18 protein-coding genes are annotated in these 24,058 nt (G+C 65.4%); 3 read left to right on the top strand and 15 right to left on the bottom strand.

The genetic code is table 11. The features are described 5' to 3' along the window. Window positions 1-63 precede the first annotated feature (63 nt). Window positions 64-1,776, bottom strand: a complete 1,713-nt coding sequence (locus AT395_RS01170) for a DEAD/DEAH box helicase (RefSeq protein ID WP_048628290.1) — start codon at window positions 1,774-1,776, stop codon at window positions 64-66. A gap of 359 nt (window positions 1,777-2,135) precedes the next feature. Between AT395_RS01170 and AT395_RS01165 the strand changes: the two genes are divergently transcribed. Beyond that, a complete protein-coding gene (locus tag AT395_RS01165) occupies window positions 2,136-3,047 on the top strand; it encodes a LysR substrate-binding domain-containing protein (RefSeq protein WP_048628291.1) in 912 nt (303 codons plus the stop codon). Between the two features lie 53 nt (window positions 3,048-3,100). On the opposite strand, the gene AT395_RS01160 is transcribed toward AT395_RS01165, so the two are convergent. From AT395_RS01160 to mprF, 3 genes are all read right to left on the bottom strand, one after another. Next, window positions 3,101-4,408, bottom strand: coding sequence for a solute carrier family 23 protein (locus tag AT395_RS01160; protein ID WP_048628292.1), 1,308 nt, complete (start codon window positions 4,406-4,408; stop codon window positions 3,101-3,103). A gap of 205 nt (window positions 4,409-4,613) precedes the next feature. Beyond that, on the bottom strand, window positions 4,614-6,428 hold the full coding sequence (locus AT395_RS01155; protein ID WP_053086331.1) for a virulence factor family protein: 1,815 nt from the start codon (window positions 6,426-6,428) through the stop codon (window positions 4,614-4,616). Beyond that, complete coding sequence (mprF, locus tag AT395_RS01150) at window positions 6,425-9,175, bottom strand: bifunctional lysylphosphatidylglycerol flippase/synthetase MprF (protein WP_072632740.1); 2,751 nt, start codon at window positions 9,173-9,175, stop codon at window positions 6,425-6,427. Before mprF ends, AT395_RS01155 begins: the two co-directional genes overlap by 4 nt. 497 nt (window positions 9,176-9,672) lie before the next feature. On the opposite strand from mprF, the gene AT395_RS01145 reads away from it, so the two are divergent. Further along, window positions 9,673-10,953, top strand: coding sequence for a serine hydrolase domain-containing protein (locus AT395_RS01145; RefSeq protein WP_048628293.1), 1,281 nt, complete (start codon window positions 9,673-9,675; stop codon window positions 10,951-10,953). Here the strand turns inward: AT395_RS01145 and AT395_RS01140 are convergent. From AT395_RS01140 to AT395_RS01090, 11 genes are all read right to left on the bottom strand, one after another. Then, window positions 10,925-11,278, bottom strand: coding sequence for a GIY-YIG nuclease family protein (locus AT395_RS01140; protein ID WP_231606084.1), 354 nt, complete (start codon window positions 11,276-11,278; stop codon window positions 10,925-10,927). The genes AT395_RS01145 and AT395_RS01140 overlap by 29 nt on opposite strands. Window positions 11,279-11,450: 172 nt before the next feature. After that, window positions 11,451-11,927 (bottom strand): hypothetical protein, encoded by a 477-nt coding sequence (locus AT395_RS01135; RefSeq protein WP_048628295.1) that lies wholly within the window; start codon window positions 11,925-11,927, stop codon window positions 11,451-11,453. A 4-nt stretch (window positions 11,928-11,931) separates the two neighbouring features. Then, the gene (locus tag AT395_RS01130; RefSeq protein WP_048628296.1) at window positions 11,932-12,606 is read right to left on the bottom strand and encodes a hypothetical protein; all 675 of its coding nucleotides are present in this window, start codon (window positions 12,604-12,606) and stop codon (window positions 11,932-11,934) included. A gap of 59 nt (window positions 12,607-12,665) precedes the next feature. Then, window positions 12,666-14,174, bottom strand: a complete 1,509-nt coding sequence (gene sctE, locus AT395_RS01125) for a type III secretion system translocon subunit SseC family protein (RefSeq protein WP_048628297.1) — start codon at window positions 14,172-14,174, stop codon at window positions 12,666-12,668. Further along, window positions 14,171-14,680, bottom strand: coding sequence for a tetratricopeptide repeat protein (locus tag AT395_RS01120; protein ID WP_048628298.1), 510 nt, complete (start codon window positions 14,678-14,680; stop codon window positions 14,171-14,173). Before AT395_RS01120 ends, sctE begins: the two co-directional genes overlap by 4 nt. A gap of 2 nt (window positions 14,681-14,682) precedes the next feature. After that, window positions 14,683-15,315 (bottom strand): hypothetical protein, encoded by a 633-nt coding sequence (locus AT395_RS01115; protein ID WP_082164699.1) that lies wholly within the window; start codon window positions 15,313-15,315, stop codon window positions 14,683-14,685. Window positions 15,316-15,405: 90 nt separating this feature from the next. Beyond that, window positions 15,406-15,930 (bottom strand): hypothetical protein, encoded by a 525-nt coding sequence (locus tag AT395_RS01110; RefSeq protein ID WP_048628300.1) that lies wholly within the window; start codon window positions 15,928-15,930, stop codon window positions 15,406-15,408. Between the two features lie 14 nt (window positions 15,931-15,944). Beyond that, window positions 15,945-16,385: a hypothetical protein gene (locus AT395_RS01105; protein ID WP_072632739.1), complete on the bottom strand. Its 441-nt coding sequence runs from the start codon at window positions 16,383-16,385 to the stop codon at window positions 15,945-15,947. A gap of 158 nt (window positions 16,386-16,543) precedes the next feature. Continuing rightward, on the bottom strand, window positions 16,544-20,284 hold the full coding sequence (locus AT395_RS01100; protein WP_048628310.1) for a hydantoinase B/oxoprolinase family protein: 3,741 nt from the start codon (window positions 20,282-20,284) through the stop codon (window positions 16,544-16,546). Window positions 20,285-20,527: 243 nt separating this feature from the next. Continuing rightward, the gene (locus tag AT395_RS01095) at window positions 20,528-21,850 is read right to left on the bottom strand and encodes an MFS transporter (protein WP_048628311.1); all 1,323 of its coding nucleotides are present in this window, start codon (window positions 21,848-21,850) and stop codon (window positions 20,528-20,530) included. Between the two features lie 206 nt (window positions 21,851-22,056). Then, window positions 22,057-22,830, bottom strand: coding sequence for a putative hydro-lyase (locus tag AT395_RS01090; RefSeq protein ID WP_048628333.1), 774 nt, complete (start codon window positions 22,828-22,830; stop codon window positions 22,057-22,059). 288 nt (window positions 22,831-23,118) lie between these two features. On the opposite strand from AT395_RS01090, the gene AT395_RS01085 reads away from it, so the two are divergent. Further along, complete coding sequence (locus AT395_RS01085) at window positions 23,119-24,051, top strand: LysR family transcriptional regulator (RefSeq protein ID WP_048628312.1); 933 nt, start codon at window positions 23,119-23,121, stop codon at window positions 24,049-24,051. Window positions 24,052-24,058 lie beyond the last annotated feature (7 nt).

Genomic DNA, 24,058 nt, shown 5'->3' with positions numbered 1-24,058 from the left:
TGCGCAACTCAAGTTCATCGGAATGTTGAGTTGCGCACGCGTCGTCGCTACCTCGGCGAGCGCTTAGTCGCGCTTGGATTTGCCCATGAGCAGGGCACCACCGGCCCCGTCGCGGCGCGCCGGGCGCGAACCCCGCTGAGCGAAGTCACCGCGCTCGCTACCCCCGCCCTGACCACGCGTGGCGTTCTGTGCATTCTGTGCATTACGTCCATCGTGACCTTGACGCGGCGCAGCAGCATTCTGTGCGGCACGCGCGGGCGCGCGTTGGGCATCGCCCTGACGCTTCGGCGCCGGCTGACGCTGGGCGCCTTGACCTGCGCTCCCCACGGTTCCGGCGGCTCCGGCATTGACACCGGTGCCGGCCCTGCCGCCACTGCCGCCACTGCCGCCGCGACCACCGCTACCGGTGTTCACACCTTTGACACCATTGCCGCCATTACCCCCATTGCCGCCCTGACGACCGCCACGCTCGCCTTCGCGACGCGGCTTCGGCTCACCGCCCTGACGCGGCTCACGGGCTTCACGCGGTGCGCGTGCGGGTTGACGCGCGTCGTCACCGCCGCTGCGAGCGCCGCGACCACCGGCGCCACGGCCTTGCGGCGTCTTGCGAATCGGTTGCGCCACGGCGTGCGGGTCCGGCTCGAAGCCCGGAATCACCTCACGGTCGATGGTGCGCTTGATGAGACGTTCGATCTGCGTGAGCAGCAGATGCTCGTCCACGCACACGAGCGACACGGCTTCACCGTTTGCGCCTGCGCGACCCGTGCGGCCAATGCGGTGCACGTAGTCTTCCGCCACTTCCGGCAGATCGAAGTTGACCACATGCGGCAGTTGGTCGATGTCGATGCCGCGCGCGGCGATATCGGTCGCGACCAGCACTTGCAGCGTGCCGCTCTTGAATTCGGCGAGCGCACGCGTACGAGCGCCCTGACTCTTGTTGCCGTGGATGGCGAGTGCGGGAATGCCGCCCTTCGTCAACTGTTCGGCCAGACGGTTCGCGCCGTGCTTGGTGCGCGTGAACACGAGCACCTGGAACCAGTTGTGCTCGCGCACGAGGTGTTCGAGCAGTTCGCGCTTGCGGTCGCGATCGACCGGGTGAATCTTTTGCGCAATGGTCTCGGCGGTCGTGTTGCGACGCGCGACTTCGATCAGCGCGGGCGACTTGAGCAAACCGTCGGCCAGTTGCTTGATCTCGTCGGAGAAGGTGGCCGAGAACAGCAGGTTCTGACGTTTCGCAGGCAGCACCGCGAGCACACGGCGAATATCGCGGATGAAGCCCATGTCGAGCATGCGGTCGGCTTCGTCGAGCACGAGAATCTCGACGCCGGACAGGTCGACCGTCTTTTGCTGCATGTGATCGAGCAGACGGCCCGGCGTGGCGACGAGAATATCCACGCCACGCGCCAATTGCTTGACCTGCGGCACCATCGACACACCACCGAACACGGTCATGGACGTGAGGTTCAGGTACTTGCCGTATTGCGTGACGCTTTCCTCGACCTGTGCCGCAAGTTCGCGCGTGGGCGTCAGAACGAGCGCGCGCACGGAGCGCTTGCCGTTGGCCGACGCAGGACGCGCGCGCGAAGCGAGCATTTGCAGGATCGGCAGCGTGAAGCCCGCCGTTTTGCCGGTCCCGGTCTGGGCGCCGGCGAGAAGATCCCCGCCTTGCAGAACGGCCGGGATCGCTTGCAGTTGAATCGGAGTCGGGTGGGTATAGCCGAGGTCGGCAACCGCACGCAGGATGTCGGCCGATAGGCCGAGCGTTTCAAAAGACATATAAAGACCAATGCGCGGACTCCACGATGAGTGTCCCCGCGCGTATCGATGTTGTTTATTTTTGGTGGAATGCCCGCGTCGGGCGTGAGACGGGCATCGCGCTCATTTGGGCGACGCGCCGGAAGACGCCGGCAAGACGACCCGCCGGCGATGAAATCAGCGGCTTGGCGGGCGAGGCCGTCGCGGGTACGGCCGTGTCTTGAAAGGGCGTAGTTTACCATGTGCCCTTTCCCAAGTCAGTCGAGATCGATGTTCGCGGTCCCGCGAGGTTCGATATCCGGACGTTGCACAACGCGTGCGGGCACCCCGGCCAAGCCGCTACACTGACGCCATTGCCCCAACACCCTGCCGCCTGCATCGTGCGATTCGACCTGACCGATCTGCGTCTTTGCCTGCTGGTTGCCGAAGCGGGCAGCATCACCGGCGGCGCCGAGCGCGCCCACCTGACACTGGCCTCCGCCAGTGCGCGCATTCGCGGTCTCGAGGAAACGCTAGGTGTTGCGCTCTTCATGCGCCACCGCCAGGGCGTGATTCCCACGCCCGCCGGACGCGCCCTCCTCGCTCACGCCCGACGCGTGCTCGCCCAGATCGAACAGATGCGCGGCGAATTGGGCGAATACGCGGCCGGACTCAAGGGCAACGTACGCATTGCCTCCAACACCGTTGCGATGTCCGAGTTCCTGCCCGATCTGCTGGGAGCGTTCCTTGCCGAGCATCCGAACGTCGAGATCTCGCTGCGTGAGCAGACGAGTCCGGCGGTCGTGCAAGCGGTGCTCGAAGGCGCGGCGGACATTGGCGTCGTCTCCGACTGGATCGAACTGACGGGACTGGAGACGGTGCCGTTCCGGCAAGACCGGCTGGTGGTCGTCACGCCACCGGCTCATGCGCTGGCCGGGCAGCACGCGGTGGCGCTCATCGACATACTCGATACCGAATTCATCGGCCTGCCAGAACAAAGCGCGCTGGCCGAGCATCTGGACGGTCACGCCAGACGGGCCGGACGGCCCCTGCGCTACCGTCTGCGTCTGCGCGACTTCGACAGCCTGTGCCGCGCCGTGGCGGCGGGGGCTGCGCTGGGGATCGTGCCCCTGAGCGCGGCCCGTCGATCGGCGGCGACGCTTGGCATCGGCATCGTGCCGCTCTCCGACCCGTGGGCACTGCGAACGCTGGTGTTGTGCGTGCGCGAGCGCGACGCCCTGCCCGTCTACGCACGGCAACTGCTCGAACGGCTGGCCGCTCCCGTCGCCACCAACGAAAACGGCACGACATAAGCGTCGTGCCGTTATGCCATCTCGCCATCCCTTTCGCGGAAGGGCGAGGCGAATTACATCGCTGCCGGCCTCGATGCCCCGCGCCCGCGCAGCAGCGCGTACAGGATGATCGCGCCGAACGTGGCGCAGCCGATGCCGCCCAGCGAGAAGCTGCCGAACTTCAGGGTGAAGTCGCCTGCGCCGAGCACCAGCGTGACCGCCGCGACGATCAGATTGCGGTTATCCGAGAAGTCGACCTTGTTCTGCACCCAGATGCGCGCGCCGGCCACCGTGATCAGACCGAACACCACGATCGACACGCCGCCGAGCACCGGGCCGGGAATCGTCTGGATGACGGCGCCGAACTTCGGCGAGAAGCCGAGCACCAGCGCGATCACCGCCGCCACCGCGAACACCACCGTCGAGTAGATCTTCGTGACGGCCATCACACCGATGTTCTCGGCATACGTGGTCACCCCCGTGCCGCCGACGCTGCCCGAGACAATCGTCGCCAACCCGTCGCCGAGGAAGGCGCGGCCCATGTAGCGGTCGAGGTTCTGTCCGGTCATGGCGCTCACCGCCTTGATGTGCCCGAGGTTTTCCGCCACCAGAATGATGGCGATGGGGGCAAGCAGCACCATGGCTTCCGGCTTGAACACCGGCGCGGCGAAATGCGGCAGACCGAACCACGCCGCGTTGGCCACGATAGCGAAGTCGATCGGCTTGCCCAGCCCCATGCCGTTGGTCAGCACGGCGTACAGCACGTAGGCAAGCAACAGGCCCACGAGAATCAGCAGACGCTGCACCATGCCGCGTGCGAACACCGCCACGAGGCCCACGCACAGCACCGTCGCGAGCGCCATCCACGTGTCGAAGCTCGTGGCCGAGACACCCTTCACGGCGACCGGCGCCAGATTCAGGCCGATGACCGCCACCACGGCGCCCGTGACCACCGGCGGCATGAGCGCCTCAATCCAGCGCGTGCCGACGGCCATCACGATCAGGCCGATGATGGCGTAGAGCACGCCGCAGGCGATGATGCCGCCAAGCGCCACGGGGATATTCAGGTTCGGACCGCTGCCTGCATAGCCCGTTACCGAAATGACGAGGCCGATGAAGGCGAAGCTCGAGCCGAGATAGCTGGGCACGCGCCCGCCAACGAGCACGAAGAAGAGCAACGTGCCGATGCCCGACATGAAGATCGCGAGGTTCGGGTCGAAGCCCATGAGCAACGGTGCGAGCACGGTCGAGCCGAACATGGCGACCACGTGTTGCACCCCCATTGCGATGGTCTGCGGCCAGGCCAAACGCTCATCGGGGGCGATCACGCGGCCGGAGCCCGTGTCCTGTTGCTGCCACTTCGGGAAATAACCCTCAGCCATGTCGATCTTCTCCTGTGTGCCGTGCCGTATCTAACGGCACGCGCGGAACCTGGGTCGATGGGAAAACTGGCGGCAGTGTACGGAGCGCCTGCACGGAAGGCAAGGCGAGAAAAAGCGGGTCCCCGATATCGCTGATATCCCCGCTACGTTGACCCGGCACGACTGATCGGCACCAACGCGTGACCAACGCGTGACCAAAGCTTGACTAACGCTTGGCGAGCCCCTGGAGAATCACGTCGGCCAACCCGGTGTAGTTGCCGTCGAAATGGTGGCCGCCCGGCATCTTCACGACCTGAACACGCCTGGGATCGAGCCCCGGGCAGTTGCTGTCGTCTTCATCGGCCCCGTAGACGCACATCGCCATGCCATCGGGCAGACGCTCCACTTCCGGACGAATCGGCAAGCCGTTCTGGCTCGACATCACCCAGTTGGTCATGCGGAATTCGAAATCCGCTTTTTGGCCAAGTCCCATCAGCACGAGCAACCCGACGCGCTCGCGCGCCATGGGAGGCAGACGATTGACCATGAACGGCAGCACGTCGGCGCCCTGGGAATAGCCGATGAGAATCACGCGTTTCTTGCTCCACCGGGTCTGATAGAAGCGCATGAGACGGTCGATGTCGAGCGCGCCGGACGCCGGGGTGCGCGCCGACCAGAAGTAACGCAGCGAATCGACGCCGACCACCGGGATGCCGTGCGCGGAGAGCGCCCCGGCAACGTCGCGGTCGAGTCCGGCCCAGCCGCCATCGCCCGACATCAGGATCGCGAAGGTATCGGCCAGGTTCGCGGCAGGCTTGCCCGTGGCCGGCACCTCGATGACCGGCAGATCGGCCACGGCGGCAGGCGGACGGGCCGTGCCCGCCACGTGATGGGCGTTCAGGCGGCGGAAAGCGTTCTTGTACTGCGTCATCCAGTCGGCCAGCACAGGCGTGGACGGTGCCCCCGTGGCGGTCGGCGTGCCGGAGGTATCCACGGCGCCAAGACTGCCCGCGAGCCCGCCGACGAGCCAGGTCGAATTCGGCGTGCGCGCGGCGAACTCCTGCGCAACGCGATCGGAGCAACGCGGCGCACGCGCGGCAGCGCTACCGACCGGGCTACTGACCGGCCCCCCCATCGTCATCCACGGTGCGCTCATGACCGGAGCAGGCAGCAACCGCATCGGCGCGCCGCCGGCCGTGTGCGTGATGCCGCGTCCGAAGTGCACGCCCTCGCCCTGGCACAACGGCCGGGACATCGGCAACACCGGGCAGAAGTCGACCGACAGCGCCCCCGAGAACGTGTCGTTGCCCGCCTGCGCGAGCATGGCGTAGGCGAACGTGCCGCCCACGCCGTCGCCCACGAGAATCGGCGGCGTGTAGCCCGGCAGCTTCACCGCCGCCTCGACCCATCTGCCGAAGTTGTCGAGATCGCCCGCGGCGTAGACGCAGGCAATGTCGTCCTTGGTGTAGTTGGCCATCAACCTCGCGGTGTCGATGCCGGCCACCAGCGCGCCGGTATCCGCAAGCGCGCGGGCCATGCGCTCCGCACGCGGTGTCCAGCCATCGTCGTCCGAGAAGAAGAGTACCGTCGCATTCGCCTCGCCCTGCGGCCGGAAGATGGGCACGTTCTCGAAGCGGCCATGCGTCATGATCTCCGGCGCAGCGCCGCCCGCGCTTCTAAACGCGGCCGCGCCGGCGGCAGCCGCCGCCGCCTGAGGCATCACGGGGGAAGCCACGCTCGACGCCGCAGCGGGCGACTGCGCAACCGGACCCGCCTTGGGAGCGGGCCTGAGTACGTTGGGGCGATTCCCCGCTGCCTTCGCTGCCGGCGTCGCTTCTGCTGCCGGCGTGGCTTCCGTCGGTTGGGCCGAAGTCGCCGTCTGGGCCAGCACGGCGACCGGCGTCATCGTCACGGCCCACACCGCCGCACTCACCGCGACGCGACGCCCCCAGCGCCGCGTGTCGCCGACGTGCTTGAGATTGCGCGATCCCACGCGCGCTTCGTTCGACCCGCCGCGCGTCACCATCGTCTGCCCTGTCATTTCGTAATCATCCCTTTCCAGCCACCGCCCACGAGCGCGGCCACATCGGCGAGCGTGAGCATCGGCGCGATGCCGCCCGGCGTCATCAGATAACGCGCCTCCCACTGCGGATCGAATTTGTCCTTGAAGCTGCGCAGCCCGCGGAAGTTGTAGAAGCGCGCCCCGTGCGCAAACATCATGCGGCCAAAGCGATGCCAGCGAGGCGCCAACTGGTGCGTCTCCATCCCCGACATCGGCGCCATACCGAGGCCGAAACGTTGGTAGCCCTGCGCCTTGAAATGCAGCATCAGCCTGGCGAACAGGAAGTCCATCGTGCCCGGCGGCGCGTCGGGCACCTGCCGCATCAGGTCGACGCTCGCCTCGATGCGCTGCACGTCAGGACACATGAGCGTGGCGAAAGCCACGAGGCGCTCCTCACGGCGCACGAGCGCCACCGGCTGCCGCACAACGTAGGCATCGTCGAATGCGCCAAGCGAGAAACCCTTCTCGCGCGTGTGCTGACGCGCGAGCCACGCGTCCGAGACCCGTCGCATTTCGGCGAGATGCGGTGCAACGGCCTCGGGCGGCACGATCTCCAGCGTCAGTCCTTCGCGCTCGCCGCGTGCGGCGCCATGCCGCAGATTCGCCCGACGCGCGCCTTGCAGACTGAAGTCCGGCAGCGAGACGAACGCCTCCTCGCCGAGCTTGTAGGCGCGCAATCCGGCGTCGATATACAACGGCAACGCCTGCGGACGCGTCTTGTAGAACGCGGCGCGCCCGCCATGCGCGTCGGCCAGTTCGATGAACCGCCAGATCAGTTCGGGCCACTCCTTCTGATCGCCAACCGGGTCCGAGAGCGACACCCACGAGCGACGATGCTTCGCGTACATGATGAAAGCGTTGCCCGACGGCGAGAACAGAAAGCTCTTGTCGCCCATGAGCGCAAGGCAGGCGTCGGCGGCCGGTTGCTTGCGGATAATCGCCTTCGCCCGCGCCAGTTCCTCTTCGCTCGCCGGCACCATCGCGCCGGGCGACTGACGCAGCAGTTGCCACAACGAGAGACCCAGCCCGATCACGGCCACGACCATCAGCGCGCGCATCGAGCGCGGCGCATCGCCGTCGAACGTGAACTGCCACCAGAGCTGATTCGCGTAGCCCACGCGCCGGTACGACATGAACATCAGCCACGTACACGCGCCCAGCACCGAGAGCACCGCAATGATCCAGCCCGGCTCGAATTTCTGCGTGAAGAGCGACGAGCGCCGGTCGAACTGCTTGCGCGAGACGAGCAGCAACGTGGCAAGCACGGCCAGAACAAAGCACTCCGACAACGCGATGCCCTTCGGAATCGCCAGCACCGCCGCAACGATCGTCAGCGCGAGCGACCCCCACCACGCCGCATCGAGCCGGTGCAACAACCCGCGCGCAAGGAACAGCATCGCCAACCCGGCCACGCTGCCGAGCAAGTGCGATACCTCCACCAGGAACAGCGGCACGTGATTGCGCAGGAAGTCTTCGGCGTCGCGCGTGGCGGGCGTCACCCCCGAGATCAGGAGCATCACCCCGGCGACCAGCGTGAGCGCCGCCAGCAGCCCGGGGAAGAGCCGCACGGCGGCGCGCCCGATCGGCGCCGCCGGCCCCTGGCGCAGCTCGAACCCGGCGAGCAGGCACGCCGCGAGCATCAGCGGCAACAGGTAATAGATCCCGCGATAGAGCACCAGCGCCCCCGCCACCTGACTGATGGGCGCGTGGCCGTTCGTTGCGAGCAGAATCACGGCCTCGAACACGCCCACGCCACCCGGCACATGACTGAGCACGCCGAGCGCCATGGCAATGGCATAGAAGACGACGAAGGTCGGCAGATCCACCACGCCCGCCGGCAGCAGGCACCACAGCGCAGCGGCGGCCATGCCCAGATCGGCGGCAGAGATCAGCAACTGGCGCAACGCGAGACGAAGCGGCGGCAGGGGAATCGCCCAGCGGCCGAACAGCGACACCGAGCGCTTGCGGGTGCACAGCACGAGGAAGGCGGCAGCCCCCGCGAGCAGCAACACGGCGAGGCCCTGCAACAGCCACGCCGGAATCGGCACCAGCGCCGAGACGCGCGACGCGCCCCACAACATGCCGAGCGAGCCGAACACCGTCATGCCCAGCCCGAACGCCCCGGCGTTGAACGCCACGGCGTGCGCGACCTTCGAGGCGTCGATCCCGGCGGCGGCGTACATGCGCATGCGCACGGTGCCGCCGGTGAGCACGCCGAGCCCGACGGAATTACCCAACGCGTAGGCGATGAACGACGTGAGCACGACCGTCGAGCGTTTCACCGTCGCCCCGGCAAAGCGAAGCCCGGAGATGTCGTAGCCGGTGAGGGCCGCGTAGCTCGCGAGGGTTGCCAACATGGCAAGCACCAGACGCGTCACAGGCGTGTCGTGAATCGCGGCGACGATGTTGTCGTAATGCACGTGACGCAGCATGTGATGCAGCGCGTCGAAGACGAAGAGGCCGAGCAGGGCAACGCCGGCCACGATCAGCCAGGGCCGGGATGCACTCCAGGGAAAGCGCCGGAGCCAGCGCAAGGGCGCGGGTAACGCGAGCCAGGCGGCTTCGACGGGTGGAGGGGACGGAGGTGGCGGCGGCCCGGGCGGGTTGCCACCGGCCCCGCCGGCGGCAGATGCCGCAGCGCTGGGCCCACCGGCAGCCATCGGCAGCGGCACGGGGGAAGAGACGTCGGCGGGCCGGCTCGGGCGCGCACGGGAGGGTTCTGTCATGTATCGGTCGAGCCTTCGGCCGGCACGACGCCATCTACGGGACGCCGCCCCTAAAGCCTACGGGCGAGTCGGAGCCTGTCTGGCCGATAGCTTACACCGCGATGCGTGACAGGTCTTGTCGGTGACGGCTGACAAAACCACCGGCAACGCTGCCCACAACGCGGCCGTCATGCCCCGCGAGGCCCGTGGGACGGGCAATCGCGCCCGATTTCCCGTGACGCGAGAGGGTGTCGGCGGTGCCATATCGGCGACAGCCCGCGCGCCGTCCCCGTCGCACGGGATGGGAGCACGACGATTGCGCATGACTATGGGTGCGAATTCGCGATACAGGCAACTTAATGTAAAATGCGAGCTTTTTACTAGGTACTTGGGCGAAGTTTCTCCTAAACTTCGATCTCCAAGATCGCCGCAATGCGGCACGTGCGCACACCGAACCATTCTGACTCCGAAGAGAGTCGATTCGCGGTTCGAAGCATCGTGCGCGGGGGGAAGTTGAAATGAATGTCGAACGGCATCGCCGTCCGGCAGGGGCACGTTTGAACACGCGGTTGGCATTGCGATGGAATTCGCAGGTCGTCGTGCGTACTACAGGTCGATGCGGTGCGTCTGTGCGCCGTGCGATCCTGGGTGTCCTGCTGGGCACTGCCACACTGATGATGACGAGCCAGGCGCTCGCACAAACCCAAACCGCCTCGCAGGCCGACGCCGCGAGCGCGGGCAATGCAGTCGTCGCGCTGCCCTCGGCCGGCGCGGCCACGCCGATCAGACCAGCCGTCCCGATCGGCCAGTCGACCATTTCGCAGGGGGTGGAGCAGATCAAGGAGCGATACAACCTGTCGCACGTATGGCTGCGCACCGAATCGGATGCCGGTAGCGTGCTCGAAGCGGCCACGTCCGGTGACGAGGTCCAGCAGTTGCTGCCCGTCGCCAGTCTGTCGAAGTCGGTGACGGCCATCGGCATCGCGCTGCTCGTGCAACAGGGCAAGCTCTCGCTCGACGCCAAACTCGCCGATTTGCTCGACACTTACGCGAAGCAGCACGGCAAGCCGCTCGATCCGTCGCTGCGGGACCTGACCGTACGACGCCTGCTCGCGCATCGCGCGGGCCTCGCCACGAACGGCTTCAACGATCCCGTCAACGGCTTGTTCAGCGGGCTCGCGATCCGGCGGGTGGGCGGGAGCGCCGACTTCTTCAACTATCTGGACGCGGGCGACGCGGGGCATTCCAGCGGCAAATCCGACTTCGTCTACTCCAACGTCTCGTATCTGCTGCTCGGCATGGTGATCGAAGCCGTTTCCGGCGAAGCGTACAAGGACTTCTGCGAGCAGCACATCTTCGCGCCACTCGGCGTGACGGATGCCAAGCTGCCCGATAGCTGGCGGTTGCTGGCGCCGTTCGCAGGGTGGCAGATGTCGACGGGGGCACTGCTCAAGGTGTGGAACGTATTCGACATTCGCCATCCGAGTCTGCTCACCGAGAAGACGCTGCGCACGCTGCTGCTCGACAAGCAGTCGGGGCCGATCAATGCCGATCGCGACGTGTATTACACGCTCGGCGTGTTCTTGCTGGCCGGCGCGAATGATCGCAGCTATCGGATCAGTCACGACGGCATTGCCGACTTCTTCCGCACGCAGTCGACCTATTACACCGTGGTGGAAAAGACCGTGCCCGGCGATAGCTGGGCGCTCGTGGTGTCGCCCATTCCGTCGCGCGGCCAGTTCGGGGCGATTCAGCGCGACGTGCGCCGGATCATTCGACAGGCGCGGCTGGTGCCTTAACGGCGGCGGCACGCTCGGCGTCACCGGCGACATCGACAGCGACGTCGCCGAAATCGCACACGAACGTGCCGGCGACGAGCGCGCGCTTCTGCGACGCGCTCAACTGCTTGATACGGTATTCGGCGCGCGAGGCTGCTGCCCGATCGGCGAACGTGAGCGAGAGCAGCACGCGCGACGGGGGATAGGCACGCGTGAAGCGCGCGCCCTTGCCCGCAACGTGCGCGGCATAACGCGCGTCCACATCGACGGTGATGCCGGTGTAGATGCGTCCGCCCGCACATTCCAGCAAATAGAGGAACCACGGCTTGGGTGCTGTGGCGGTCATGAGGTTGTTCATTCCAGACGCGCGATTGCTTCCTGCATCGATCCATTGACGGCCCTGCGGGACCGACGCCTATTGTAATTCTGTCGCCGGGGACCGGGAAAGCATCGAAAATTCCCGCGACCTCCGCAGGCGGACACTCAGGCCGTCTACAAAAGCCCGAATCGGGGCAAGCTCAACGTGTCGCCAGGCTTGGCATTGCCGGTCGTGCGGTGTGACGGGACGCGAGCCGATCGTGCTCGCGACTGAACACGAGCCAGCGGTCGCCGTCTTCGTCGCGCCAGAATGCGCCCTCGCGCTCGAGGATGGCCGCGAGCCGCAACCTCACGCTGCGAACGCGCGCATCGCTCACGCCGGGCAGAATCATCCCCCGGACGTAGCTCAGGTGCGGGACGGTGCGCAGCAAGGTGCGGATCAACTGACAGAAGCGTCGCACGGCGTGCTCGCTCGCGTTCGCTTCGGCGTCGAGCCGGAAATCGGTGATCGTCAGCACGGCGCCCGCCGCGACTTTATCGAGACGATGGCACAGGGACAGCTCGCCGTTCTCGACACGCTGTCCCAGTTCGATGCCGGTGCGTTCGCAGACTTCGACGCGCGCCGTAAAACGGTGAGTCCTGAAAAATGCCGCAACGGCGCGCTCGCAGACTGTCATGGGCTTATCGGATGGTGTCGTACATCTTCGTGACCTGCTGTCCGATCATGCCGTACATCGAGCGCGACACGTCACGAATATCGGCGCTCGTCGCATCGATTCGCTGACGCAGCCGATCGTTGGTGCGACGCGTCTCGTCGGTGAGCGACATTTCGAATTCGCCCAGCACGTCGTTGTCACGCCCATCGAGCGATTTGTCGTTCGACACGACATCGAAGGGCGACTTTACAAACTGGCCGAAGCCCTTCGTCGTTTCACCGACCGCGGTGCCAACGACTCTGAGCTTGCCCAGTTCGCCGCCGAAACCTGCGGCCCCGGACCCCACGCCCCCGACGAACGAAAAGCTTCCCGAAACGATGCTACCAACGGCCGAGAGCAGGCCCGCGTTGTAGTGCGACTGGTTGGCCTTGTACTTTTCGGCGCGCGCCGTCACACCCCGCTCGAAGACCATGGCATCGTGACGCGTGCGATACGATTGATCGGTGTTGCGCTCCGCGACTCGCATGGCGAGAAACAGTGTGATGAGCGTTTGTGCGGACTGAAGTCCATCGGCCTTTTCGCGGATGCGTGGCAGCACTTGCGAACCTTCGCTGCCGGACTCGGCACGTTGCTGTGCTTCCGATGCCGCGATGTCCGTCTGACGGTAAGCCGGATACGTGGAATTCAATGCGGTCGTCATGTCTTTACTCCGATTAGCGAAGACGCGGTGAGTACCGCGCCTGAGGACTCAATGGCAGATCATGCGCGGGCCGCCGAGGCGGCCATCCGAATGCGCATCTCGCCGGTTTTCTGCACTTGCTCGCCTGCCGATACCGCGATGTCGCTCTGCTGGCCCACGAGCGATTCCATGGACTTCGCCGCGCGCTTCTTGTCGTCTGCGTTCATTTGCATGAGCATCTGCAACCACATCATGTCGACGGCGAGGTCACGGGCGTCCAGTTGCAGTTTCGAGCGTTGCACGCCGATAATCCCCTGCCCCATGGCGTTTGCCCCGGAGAACACACCACGCACGGCCGTGGAGAGCGACCACGTCCCGCGCGCCAGCGCGAAGTAGCCTTGCGTGTTCATGCCCGATGTGAACGACTTCGTCAGCCCCTTGGCGGTCACGGCCTTACCCCGCGCAACCTGCTTCGCAGCGTTCTTCACCACCTTGTCGAAGGCTCGCGAGGCCATCTGCTCGACCATCTGTTGCGTGAACTGCTCGGCCATGCGATTGAAGCCGGCTTTCGCGAGCCTGCGCGCGCCTTGCGTGCCGCTTTGCAGCAGCGATTGGCCTACCCGCTTACCCACCTCGTTGCCGACCACGAAGCCGATCTCCGAGACCACGCGCGTCTTGACCGCATTGACGGCGGCTTTGTCGCCTGACTTGAGCGCTTGCTCCAGCGCTTCCCCTGCGCCCGCCTTGAACACGCGACTCGCCGCTTTGGTCGTCGCTCGCTTGGCGAGAAATCCCTTGATCGACGTGCCGAAGCCGATGACCATGCCGAGCATCTGGAACGCCAACTGCGCGTGCCCCCACTTGGTCGCTTCCTTCTCGTGATACGCCGCGTTCTTCGGGTCGACGAGCGCCATCGTCTTGTGGAACGCCGCGCCAAGCCCTGCAATGCCTGAGCCGACATCGGCCACGCCACCGGCGATCATCAGCGGGTTCATGGTGAGAACGCCCGTCACAACCTTGACCGCGCCGACCACCACGTCGACCGCCGCAATGAGCCAGTCGAACACCACACCGAAGATGCCGCCCTTGCGCGCCTTGTTCGCGTCTTCGGTGTTCTTGTCCATTTGTTCGCGGAACTTCTGGATGTCATCCTGACGCAGCTTCTCTTGCCGTGCGCCCAACAACTCCAGGGCGCGCTGCGTGGATTTTGCGGTGTCACCCAACGCGTCCATCGCGATCATCGACGCCATCATCGCCAGCGTGGACGGATCCACGTCTTCGAGTGCCGACAGGTTGGTTGCGCCCTGCGCGTTGGGCGAGCGCAATGCCTCGGCCGCCATTCCGGAGCCGACAGAAAAGAGACGATTCAGCAAGCGGGAGAACGCGCCCTCGGCGTCCTGCCAATCGACATGGGTCGACTTGTCGGGCGCGAAGTCTTCGGGGCGCAGCCAATCGGTGCGCTGGCGTCGTTTGCGAGCGGCATTGCCCGAATCGACCGCCTCGTCAGCGGAAGCGGCTGCGGACGCGTCGGCGACGCTGTCGGTCCAAAGCGGCATATAGCCGGCGCTCGTGGAATGGATGACTGTCATGTTGTTTTAGGTTCCGAAGAGACATTCAGCGCGTCGCGTCGCGCGCGGGCCGAGCGCGCCAGCGTGTCGTGCTGAGGCTGCTGGGCGCATACGCGCAACGTTGCGTCATATGACTTGCGTGCAAATTCCCGGTTGCCCATTTGCTCGTAGCTCATTCCCGCGAGATACGGCGGACGCGGGTCCGAGGCGCGGATCACGCCCGCCTTCGCGAAGCATGGCAGTGCCTGCTCGTGCTGCCCGAGTCGCTGGTAGCAAAGCCCGAGTCCGTACCAGTCGTCGAACGACCATTGGTCGAGCGTGGCGAGCACGAAGTACACGCGCTGCGCTGCGGCGACCTGCCCCTGCGCGAAACGCTGACCTGCGTGCGCACGCACGCGTGCGAGGTCGTCCTCGTCGAGATCGGCCAGCATGCGCAGCGCGCCGCCGCTTTCGAAGAATCGCGAGAGGACTTCCTGCATGTCTTGCGCATCGAGTTCTGTCGGCGAGGCTTCCGGGAACGTTGGCATGCTCACGTGCGCATGGATCCGTTGATCTGGTTGAGCTGCGAGCCTTGCGAGCTGTAGATGGTGTTCACCAGCGTCGAGGCACCGTTGTATTCCTGAAGCTTCTTGTTGATCTTGATCTGATCGACGGTGCGGCTGTCCGACGCCTGTTCGGTGAACCCCTCGGCGGCGGCCTTGAGCGAGCGCAGTTCGGCGGCGGAGTATTGGCCCGTGTAGCCCGAGGATCCCGACGCCCCAAGCGGCGTTGTGCGGCCCTCCCAGGCCATCATCGTCTTCTTGGTCCCGTCTGCGCTCACGGTGATTTCGATGCTGTGCTTATCGAAGAAGCGCCGAACGCCATCGCCGACTTGCTTCTTCGACGAGCTCGAACCGATTTCGTTGATCAGCGATTCGATCTGATTCGCTGCCTCGCGCGCCTCTTGCCCTTCCTTTTGGCGCCGCTGCATTTCGTGAATCATGTTCTGCGCTTCGCCGTTGTTCATCTCCATCATCAACATCGCGTATTGCGCGATCGTTCCGTGAAAGTCCGGCATCTTCGACACGCGATTTAGCGCGGCGTTACTCGGAGAAGCGGCCCCTTGGGCAGTGGAGACACGAAAGGTTTGCGGGATGGACGGGAAGCCCGAAAAAGACATCATGAGAATGGATCCTGGAGTAAGTGAATTCGAGGTGAGAGGCAAGGTAAGGAGCACTGGAAACAGCACTCGCTAGCCAATGCGTGCACTCGGTTACATGCTGTTCACAATCTTCTTCGTGACTTCGCCAAGCCGGGCGATCACTGCGTTGTAGAGCGTGAGCGTGTTGTCGTAGCGGCTGACCAGACTTTTTAGCTGGATTTGATCTCTGGTACTTGACGCGCCATCCGTCAATGCCAGCGACCGAAGCCGCGATTCGAGGTTTTGCAGACTTGCGGCGTCGAACGGCTCAGCGGCGGCCTGCGAAGACAGGATCTCGTGCTGAACGGCAAAGTCGCGCAGCGCTTGCGGCAGCGACTCCCGCTTCGCCCCGGTTGCAGCGCGCTGCGCCATGGCACCGGCTAACGTCGCGAAATCGCTCGCGTCGCGAGCCACGTTCATGCGCGTGTGCGCCGCCCCGACCCAGGTGTCCGCCATCGACTGCAATTGGCGCAATCGCTCTTGGGCGACAGCCATCGTCGTGAGCAGCGGGTTCTGAGAAGCCGCGGCAATCGCGCCGATTTCCGACACGCCGTAGGTGTGAGTGGGCGACGACGCGCCTGAGATTCGATCGATCATGGGCAAACCTCGTCTCAGGCGCACGCGCGACGCAAGGTCGGCGCACGTTTCGCGGGAGCGGTGGCGGTGGAGGGGCTGGCGGGGGGGATGTCCACGAGCGGCACGGGTGCGTCGGCGCGCATCTGCTCGATGGTGTGCTTGAGCGCGGCGGTCATGCGGCGGATGTCGCGCTCGTCGCGCTGAAAGGCCTCGCTCTCTACGAGGGCTTCGAGACGCTTGAGCTTTTCACGGGCGTCTGGCGTGCCCGACGCTTCGAGACGCGCGACTTCGTCGAGCACCGCCTGATATTCCTGCATCTGGCGGTGCAGCTTGCGCCCCGCCAACTGCATTTCGGCACACGCCCGTTCGTACTGAACGAGAAGCTCGTCCGCCGCACTTTGCTCCGAATCGACAGATGCTACAGATGCCTCAGATGCGGCGGACGTGGGCGTGGGGTGTTGCAACGGGTCAGACATAAGAGCGCCTCCGTATGTTGCGGTCAGTCAATCAAGACATGACGCATCGTACGAAGACGCACGAATGCCGCCTTTGCAAAGGCGGCATTCCCTTCCGGTATCACACCACGCTTGCGCCAATTCCCATCGGCGCGGGGTGTCTACCCACAGCGGATCGCTCAGGCCACGCCGAAACCTCCGCCTCCCGGCGTTTCGACGACGAAGATATCGCCCGGCTGCATCTGCGTACTTCCGATGTGCGCCAGTGCGTCACGCGTGCCGTCTACGCGTTCGACATAGTTCGCCCCCAGCGCCCCGGCCCCACCGCCCTGCGCACCGAACGGCGCGTGAATGCGGTTGTTGGAAAGAATCGACGCCGTCATCGGCGTGAGGAAACGAATGCGGCGTACGGCGCCGTTACCACCGTGCCAACGCCCCGCACCGCCCGATCCGGCCCGAATCCGATGACTCTCCAGCCGAACCGGATAGCGCCACTCCAGCACTTCCGGGTCGGTCAGACGCGAGTTCGTCATATGCGTCTGCACGGCGTCGGCGCCGTGGAAACCGTCGCCTGCGCCGCTGCCGCCCGCGATGGTCTCGTAGTACTGATACGTCTCGTTGCCGAACGTGAAGTTGTTCATCGTGCCCTGACTCGACGCCACGCGTCCCAGCGCACCGTAAAGCGCATTGGTAATGGCAGACGATGTCTCCACATTGCCCGACACCACCGCTGCCGGGAACACGGGGTTGAGCATCGACCCCTGCGGCACGATCACCGTCAGCGGTTTCAGGCAACCCGCATTGAGCGGGATGTCGTCGTCGACCAGCGTGCGGAAGACGTACAGCACGGCAGCCATGCACACCGCGCGCGGTGCGTTGAAGTTGTTGGGCAACTGTGCGGACGTTCCCGTGAAGTCGATGGTCGCGCCGTGTGTTGCGGGGTCCACGCGAATCGCGACCTCGATCACCGCGCCGTTATCCAGCGCATAGCGATAGTGACCATCGGACAGCGCACCGATCACACGCCGCACGGCGGCTTCGGCGTTGTCTTGCACGTGCCGCATGTAGGCGAGCACGACGTCGCGCCCGAAGTCGCTCACCATGCGGCGCAGCTCGTCCACGCCCTTCTGATTCGCCGCCACCTGCGCGCGCAGATCGGCCATGTTCTGGTCGATGTTGCGCGCCGGATAGCGAGCCCCGGCCAGCAGCGCGCGCGTCTCGCGCTCGCGCAGTTCGCCCGCCGCGACCAGTTGCCAGTTGTCGATCAGCACGCCCTCCTCTTCGACGTGCGTCGAGTCGGGCGGCATCGATCCCGGCGTGATGCCGCCGATATCTGCGTGATGGCCGCGCGAGCCGACGTAGAAAAGCGGCTCGGCCGCATCATCCGCATTGCCGCCCTCCCCGGTCACGAACACCGGCGTAATCACCGTGACGTCCGGCAAGTGCGTGCCGCCGTGATACGGATCGTTGAGCATGAAGACGTCGCCCTCGCGCATCGCGCCGCGATTGCGTTCGATCACCGTCTTGATGCTCTCGCCCATCGAGCCCAGATGCACCGGCATGTGCGGCGCGTTGGCGATGAGGTTGCCCTCGCGATCGAACAATGCACAGGAGAAGTCCAGACGCTCCTTGATGTTCACCGAGTACGCCGTGTTCTGCAAACGCAGCCCCATCTGCTCGGCAATCGACATGAACAGATTGTTGAAGATTTCGAGCCGCACCGGATCGGCCTGCGTGCCGCGTTCGCCGGCATCGCGTTGCCCCTCATGTTGTGCCTCATGTTGTGCCTCATGTTGTGCCTCATGTTGTGTCTCACGTTGCGTTCGTCTCGGCACCACGCGCGTGAGCACGAGATTGCCCTGTGCGCTCATCTGCGCCTGCCAGCCCGGCTCGACCACGGTTGTGCCGCTCTTCTCCGCGACGATGGCGGGCCCGTCGAGGGTATCGCCGGCGAGCAGCGTGTCGCGTGCGAACAGCGCCGCCTCGTGCCACGCGCCGCCCGCGTAGAGCTTCACATGATCGACGGCCTGCGGCGCACCGGACGTGCGGCTCGCCAGCGGCGCGATGTCGACCGGGGCGTCCGAGTGACCGATGGCTTCGACCGATGCCACTTCGACGATCAACGCCGCGCCGTCCATCAGAAACGAGTAGCGCTGACGATAGGCCGCCTCAAAAGCAGCGCGCATTTGGGCGACGTCACCGAACGGCACGGCAAGCGCCGAATCGGTCCCGGCGTAGCGCACGTGCACGCGACGCACGGTCTCGATGCGCGACGCCGGCACGCCTTGTGACAGCAACGCGTTCACGGCCTCATCGGCCAACGCACCGAGGGCGTCGTCCAGCGCGCTCAGTCCGTCCTCGGACAGCGGCGCCTCGATCATGCGCTCGCGCATCGCCGTCTGATCCGCGAGCCCCATGCCGTACGCCGACAGCACCCCGGCCAGCGGATGCGCGAAGACCTTCGTCATGCCGAGCGCGTCGGCCACGCCACACGCGTGTTGACCGCCCGCGCCGCCGAACGTCGTCAGCACATAACGGCTCACATCGTGGCCGCGCTGCACCGAGATCTTCTTGATGGCGTTAGCCATGCTGCCGATCGCAATTTCCAGATAGCCTTCGGCGAGTGCTTCCGGCGTCTGACGTCGTCCCGTCGCGGCTTCGATCTCCTTGGCAAGTGCCGTGAACTTCGCGACCACGACATCGCGATCCAGCGGTTCGTTGGCGTGCGGGCCGAAGACCTTCGGGAAGTGCGCGGGCTGAATCTTGCCGAGCATGACGTTGCAGTCGGTGACCGTGAGCGGACCACCGCGACGATACGCCGCCGGCCCCGGGTTCGCGCCGGCCGAATCCGGCCCCACGCGCAGACGCGTGCCGTCGAACGACAACACCGATCCGCCCCCCGCCGCCACCGTGTGAATGCTCATCATCGGTGCGCGCATGCGCACGCCGGCCACCTGTGTCTCGAACACGCGCTCGAACTCGCCGTGGTAGTGCGACACATCGGTCGACGTGCCGCCCATGTCGAAGCCGATCACGCGATCGAAACCCGCCGCACTCGACGCGCGCACCATCCCGACAATGCCCCCGGCCGGGCCGGACAGAATGGCGTCCTTGCCCTGGAAGTTGTCGGCACGCGTGAGTCCCCCGCTGCTCTGCATGAATTGCAGATTGACGCCCGGCATCTCCTGCGCGACCTGCTCGACATAGCGACGCAGAATCGGCGACAGATAGGCGTCGACGACGGTGGTGTCGCCGCGCGAGACGAGCTTCATGAGCGGCGAGACTTCGTGCGAGACGGAGACCTGCGTGAAGCCCAGCGCCCGCGCCATGCTCGCCAGCGCCTTTTCGTGCGCCTGATAGCGATAGCCGTGCATCAGCACGATGGCGAGCGCACGGATGCCCTTTGCGTAGACAGCTTCCAGCGCGCTGCGCGCCGCATCGAGATCCAGCTCACGCACCACTTCACCGTGCGCACCGACGCGCTCGTCGACTTCCACGACTTCCGCATACAGCGCTTCGGGCAGCACGATGTCGAGATCGAACAAACGCGGGCGATTCTGATACGCGATGCGCAATGCGTCGCGAAAGCCGTGTGTCGTCACCAGCGCGAGCGGCTCGCCCTTGCGTTCTAGCAACGCGTTGGTCGCCACGGTCGTGCCCATCTTCACCATGTCGACCTGCGCCGGCGTAATCGACTCGCCCGGCGCCAGATCCAGCAGATGGCGGATGCCTGCGACGGCAGCGTCGCGATACTGCTCGGGGTTTTCGGAGAGCAGCTTGTGGGTGACGAGCGTGCCGTCCGGGCGGCGCGCCACGATGTCGGTGAAGGTACCGCCGCGGTCAATCCAGAACTGCCAGCGCGAAGGCGTGTGATGCGCAGGCGCGCGGTTTTGGTCGGCAGGCGTGAGAGCGTTCGTCATGGGGTCACTCGCAAAGCAATGGTCAAACGAGAATTGGGGGCAATCACGGTGCGGCGCACCGTCGGTGATTCCTGTTGGCGCAAGGCGCACGTCTCCCGGCGCGGACCTGCCCGACATCGTCGGGCGGGGCCGCACATTCGATACTTCGATTTCCGGGAGCGATTTGTGGAAGCGTTAAGAGACAGTCATCGGACGCGGCAGCGACGGCTGCCGCGGTAGTTCATCGGCACAGGCCGCAGGGTGTCACGACGCACTCGTCTCAAGCGAGTCGAGTTCGCGGCCGCGTGTCTCGGGCAGGGTAAGCGCCGCGAGGATCAATACGCCGTAGGCCACGGCGGCGAAGATGCCGATGGTCGTACCCAGACCGTATTGCTTCGAGAGCATGCCGATCAGGAACGGGAACAACGCACCGACGGCACGGCCGACGTTGTAGCAAAAGCCTTGGCCGGAGCCGCGCACTCGTGTCGGGAACAGTTCGGTCAGGAACGCCCCCATGCCGCTGAAAATGCCCGACGCGAAGAAGCCGAGCGGGAAGCCGAGCCAGAACATCGCGCTGTCGGTGAGCGGCAGCGACGTGTACGAGAACGCGATCACCATCGACCCCACGGCGAACAGGATGAAGTTCGGCTTGCGGCCCAGGCGGTCGGTCAGATACGAGCTGGCCAGATAGCCGACCCACGACCCGAAGATAATCATCGCGAGATAGCCGCCGGTGCCCATCACCGTGAGATGGCGCTCCGTCTTCAGGAACGTGGGCAGCCAAGTCGTGATGGCGTAGTAGCCCCCTTGTGCACCGGTGGTCAGCAGCGCGGCGCGAATCGTCGTCGAGAGCAGGGCCGGGCTGAAAATGGCGGCCAGCCCCGGGGCGTCTTCCGGCGACTGCTTGGCCTTCTCCTTCTGGTACACCTCGGGCTCCTGCACATAGCGACGGATGAAGAGCACGAGCAGCGCGGGCAACAGGCCGATCAGGAACAGCGCGCGCCACGCGATTTCGGCGGGCAGCAGTGAGAACAGCGCCGAGTAGAGAATCGCCGTCAGGCCCCAGCCGATGGCCCAGCCCGATTGCACAAGGCCGACCGCTTTGCCGCGATCGCGAGCGCGGATGACTTCGCCGATGAGCACGGCGCCTGCCGTCCACTCGCCGCCGAAGCCGAAGCCCATGAGCGCACGTGCGGCGAGCAGTTGGTGGTAGTTCTGCGCGAGGCCGCAAAGCCCGGTGAAGACGGCGAACCAAAGTACGGTGAGTTGCAGCGTGCGCACGCGGCCGATGCGATCCGAGAGGATGCCGGCGACCCAGCCGCCGAGCGCCGAGGCGAGCAGCGTGAGCGTGCCGATGAAGCCGGCGTCCGCGAGGCTGATGCCCCACGTGGCGACCAGCGTCGGGATGACGAAGCTCAGCATCTGCGTGTCCATGCCGTCGAGCATGTAGCCGACCTTGCAGCTCCAGAACGCGCGTTTTTCGCGCGGCGTGGCGTCGCCATACCAGCCGAACAGGCTGCCACCCGCCTCGGTAGAGGCAGCGGGTGTCGGCGCGGCGGGAGACGCGAGAGGGGTTTTGCTTTCCATGAGAAAAAGACTCCGGTGATGTCCTGTCTTGCCGTGTGATGCCCTCGGGCCGCGCTCTCCGATGGGCGTATGCGGTCACCGGCAGGTAATAGTTCCCCTGCCGCCTCCCGTCATGGCGCGGTGCTTTTGTGTTGCTCGATACCTGGTGGCGCCTCGGTGACGCCTCAGTGTTGCGTGTCGTGCCGTCAGGCGGATAGGTCGCGCGTTCAGAACACCGCGAGCGACGCGTTCGGGATATCCGTCATCAGCATGTAGCCCGGACGGTGCGCGATCGCGAGCGGCAGCTTCGCGCCCATGAGCGCCGTCTGCGGGGTCACACCGCACGCCCAATACACGGGTAACTCGCCGTCGTGAATGGTGACGGCGTCGCCGAACTCCGGCTTGCTCAAATCTTCAATGCCCAGCGCCGACGGGTCGCCGATATGGATCGGGGCGCCATGCACGCCGGGGAAGCGGCTCGTGATCTGCACGGCGCGAATGGCGTCGGCGCCCTTCATCGGACGCATCGACACCACCAGCTGGCCGCCAAACTTTCCGGCGCGTTGATTCTCGATCTTGGTGCGGTACATCGGCACGTTGCGGCCCTCATCCACGTGACGCAACGGAATGCCCGCCTTGGCCAGCATGTCTTCGAACGAGAACGAGCAACCGATGGCGAAGACCACGAAATCGCTTTGCCAGTACTCGGCCAGGTTATCGACCTGCTCGGCGAGCTTGCCGTCGCGGTAGACGTTGTAGCCCGGCACGTCGGTGCGGATATCGACTTCACGGCCCAGCGCGGGCACGTGCCACTGCCCCGGCTCGCCCACGCCCAGCAGCGGGCACGCCTTCGGATTGCTCTGGCAGAAGCGCAGGAAATCGTGCGCATGTGCCAACGGCAGAATAGCCAGATTGGCCTGCGCAAAGTCGCCGCAGTAGCCGGCGGTCGGCCCGCGGAACTGGCCGCTGCGAACGGCCTGACGGAATTCGAAAGGCGTGATCGTGTCGCGTTGCGAAGTGAAGTCGTTCGGCATGGCTCGGTGGTTCATGGCAAATCCTGCGTGGCGGGAAGATGCTTTGGCGGCATCGATGGATGAAGCATAGAAAGAAAAAAAAGTTGTCGCTAACGAGTTTTTCTGCGAGTCGCCGTATAGAATTTCTTAACAACCTCGCGGGTTTTCCCGGGGTTTGTTGCATTTCTTTTCATCGCACTGTTGTGCTTTTTGGGCACGCTCCCGTCTTGCACTTCCGTCCTGCGCTTCCGTCTAGTGCTAATCACGCCGCGCCATATGAACACGCGATTTCTCGAAACCTTCGTCACGCTGGCCAAGCTGCGCAACTTTCGTGCGACGGCCGCAGCGCTGCACGCCACCCCGGCGGCGATTTCGCAACGCATCAAGACACTGGAAGAGGAGTTGAAGACCGAGCTCGTCGATCGCGACAGCCGCGAGTTCCGGCTCACCCCGAACGGTGAATACCTGTTGGGTTATGCGAAGGCGGTGGTGGAGGCGGCGCGGCGTCTGCAAGCGGCGGCGTCGGGCGAGAGCACCCTGCGCGGACGCTTGCGCCTCGGCGTGATCGAGACGGTCGTGCATAGCTGGCTGCCGCACTATCTGCGACGACTCGCGGCCGACTATCCGACGCTGGAAGTCGAGCTGACGGTCGACGTCTCGGTGCAGTTGCAGCGTCGCCTGATCGCCGACGAACTCGATCTCATCATCCGTGTGGAGGGCAGCGACGACAGCAGCGTGGTGTGCGACGCGCTCGCCAATTACCCGGTGCACTGGATCGCGCGCACGGGCATGTTTCCGAATACACGCAGCGGGCTGGCGAAGCAGGTGCTGCAACATCCGATCCTCACTTACGGACGCGGCACCGCGCCGCATCGTGCGCTCGAGGACATCGTGGCGAAGCTGGCGGGTGTGCACGGCGTGCCGCTCTCGGAGACACGCATCACGGGCTCCCCGTCGATCGCCGTGATCGTGCAGTTGGTCAGAGACGGTTTCGGTGTTGCGGCGATCCCGCGTCTGTTCGTCGACGATCTGATTGCGAGCGGGGAAGTCGCGGAGTTGCCATTGCAACCGGCGCCGCCGTCCATCGTCGTCTCGATGTCACGCCGCGCCGACGCGCCGCTCTTCGTTCACGGTGCCGCGACCGCCGCGCGCGCCGCCTGCACCGAGTACTGCCGCAAGAGCGACCGGCGGTTGGTGGAATTGTTGTAATGCCCGG

The organism is Pandoraea apista (assembly GCF_001465595.2).
Taxonomy (GTDB): domain Bacteria; phylum Pseudomonadota; class Gammaproteobacteria; order Burkholderiales; family Burkholderiaceae; genus Pandoraea; species Pandoraea apista.
The sequence above is the reverse complement of the archived record's forward strand: the minus strand, read 5'-3'. Positions and strand labels throughout refer to the sequence as shown.

Excerpts from the sequence above, each read along its gene's own strand:
- AT395_RS01170 (WP_048628290.1), bottom strand. The coding sequence starts at position 1,776 with ATGTCTTTTGAAACGCTCGGCCTATCGGCCGACATCCTGCGTGCGGTT.
- AT395_RS01160 (WP_048628292.1), bottom strand. The coding sequence starts at position 4,408 with ATGGCTGAGGGTTATTTCCCGAAGTGGCAGCAACAGGACACGGGCTCC.
- AT395_RS01155 (WP_053086331.1), bottom strand. The coding sequence starts at position 6,428 with ATGACAGGGCAGACGATGGTGACGCGCGGCGGGTCGAACGAAGCGCGC.
- mprF (WP_072632740.1), bottom strand. The coding sequence starts at position 9,175 with ATGACAGAACCCTCCCGTGCGCGCCCGAGCCGGCCCGCCGACGTCTCT.
- AT395_RS01145 (WP_048628293.1), top strand. The coding sequence starts at position 9,673 with ATGAATGTCGAACGGCATCGCCGTCCGGCAGGGGCACGTTTGAACACG.
- AT395_RS01140 (WP_231606084.1), bottom strand. The coding sequence starts at position 11,278 with ATGACCGCCACAGCACCCAAGCCGTGGTTCCTCTATTTGCTGGAATGT.
- AT395_RS01135 (WP_048628295.1), bottom strand. The coding sequence starts at position 11,927 with ATGACAGTCTGCGAGCGCGCCGTTGCGGCATTTTTCAGGACTCACCGT.
- AT395_RS01130 (WP_048628296.1), bottom strand. The coding sequence starts at position 12,606 with ATGACGACCGCATTGAATTCCACGTATCCGGCTTACCGTCAGACGGAC.
- sctE (WP_048628297.1), bottom strand. The coding sequence starts at position 14,174 with ATGACAGTCATCCATTCCACGAGCGCCGGCTATATGCCGCTTTGGACC.
- AT395_RS01120 (WP_048628298.1), bottom strand. The coding sequence starts at position 14,680 with ATGCCAACGTTCCCGGAAGCCTCGCCGACAGAACTCGATGCGCAAGAC.
- AT395_RS01115 (WP_082164699.1), bottom strand. The coding sequence starts at position 15,315 with ATGATGTCTTTTTCGGGCTTCCCGTCCATCCCGCAAACCTTTCGTGTC.
- AT395_RS01110 (WP_048628300.1), bottom strand. The coding sequence starts at position 15,930 with ATGATCGATCGAATCTCAGGCGCGTCGTCGCCCACTCACACCTACGGC.
- AT395_RS01105 (WP_072632739.1), bottom strand. The coding sequence starts at position 16,385 with ATGTCTGACCCGTTGCAACACCCCACGCCCACGTCCGCCGCATCTGAG.
- AT395_RS01100 (WP_048628310.1), bottom strand. The coding sequence starts at position 20,284 with ATGACGAACGCTCTCACGCCTGCCGACCAAAACCGCGCGCCTGCGCAT.
- AT395_RS01095 (WP_048628311.1), bottom strand. The coding sequence starts at position 21,850 with ATGGAAAGCAAAACCCCTCTCGCGTCTCCCGCCGCGCCGACACCCGCT.
- AT395_RS01085 (WP_048628312.1), top strand. The coding sequence starts at position 23,119 with ATGAACACGCGATTTCTCGAAACCTTCGTCACGCTGGCCAAGCTGCGC.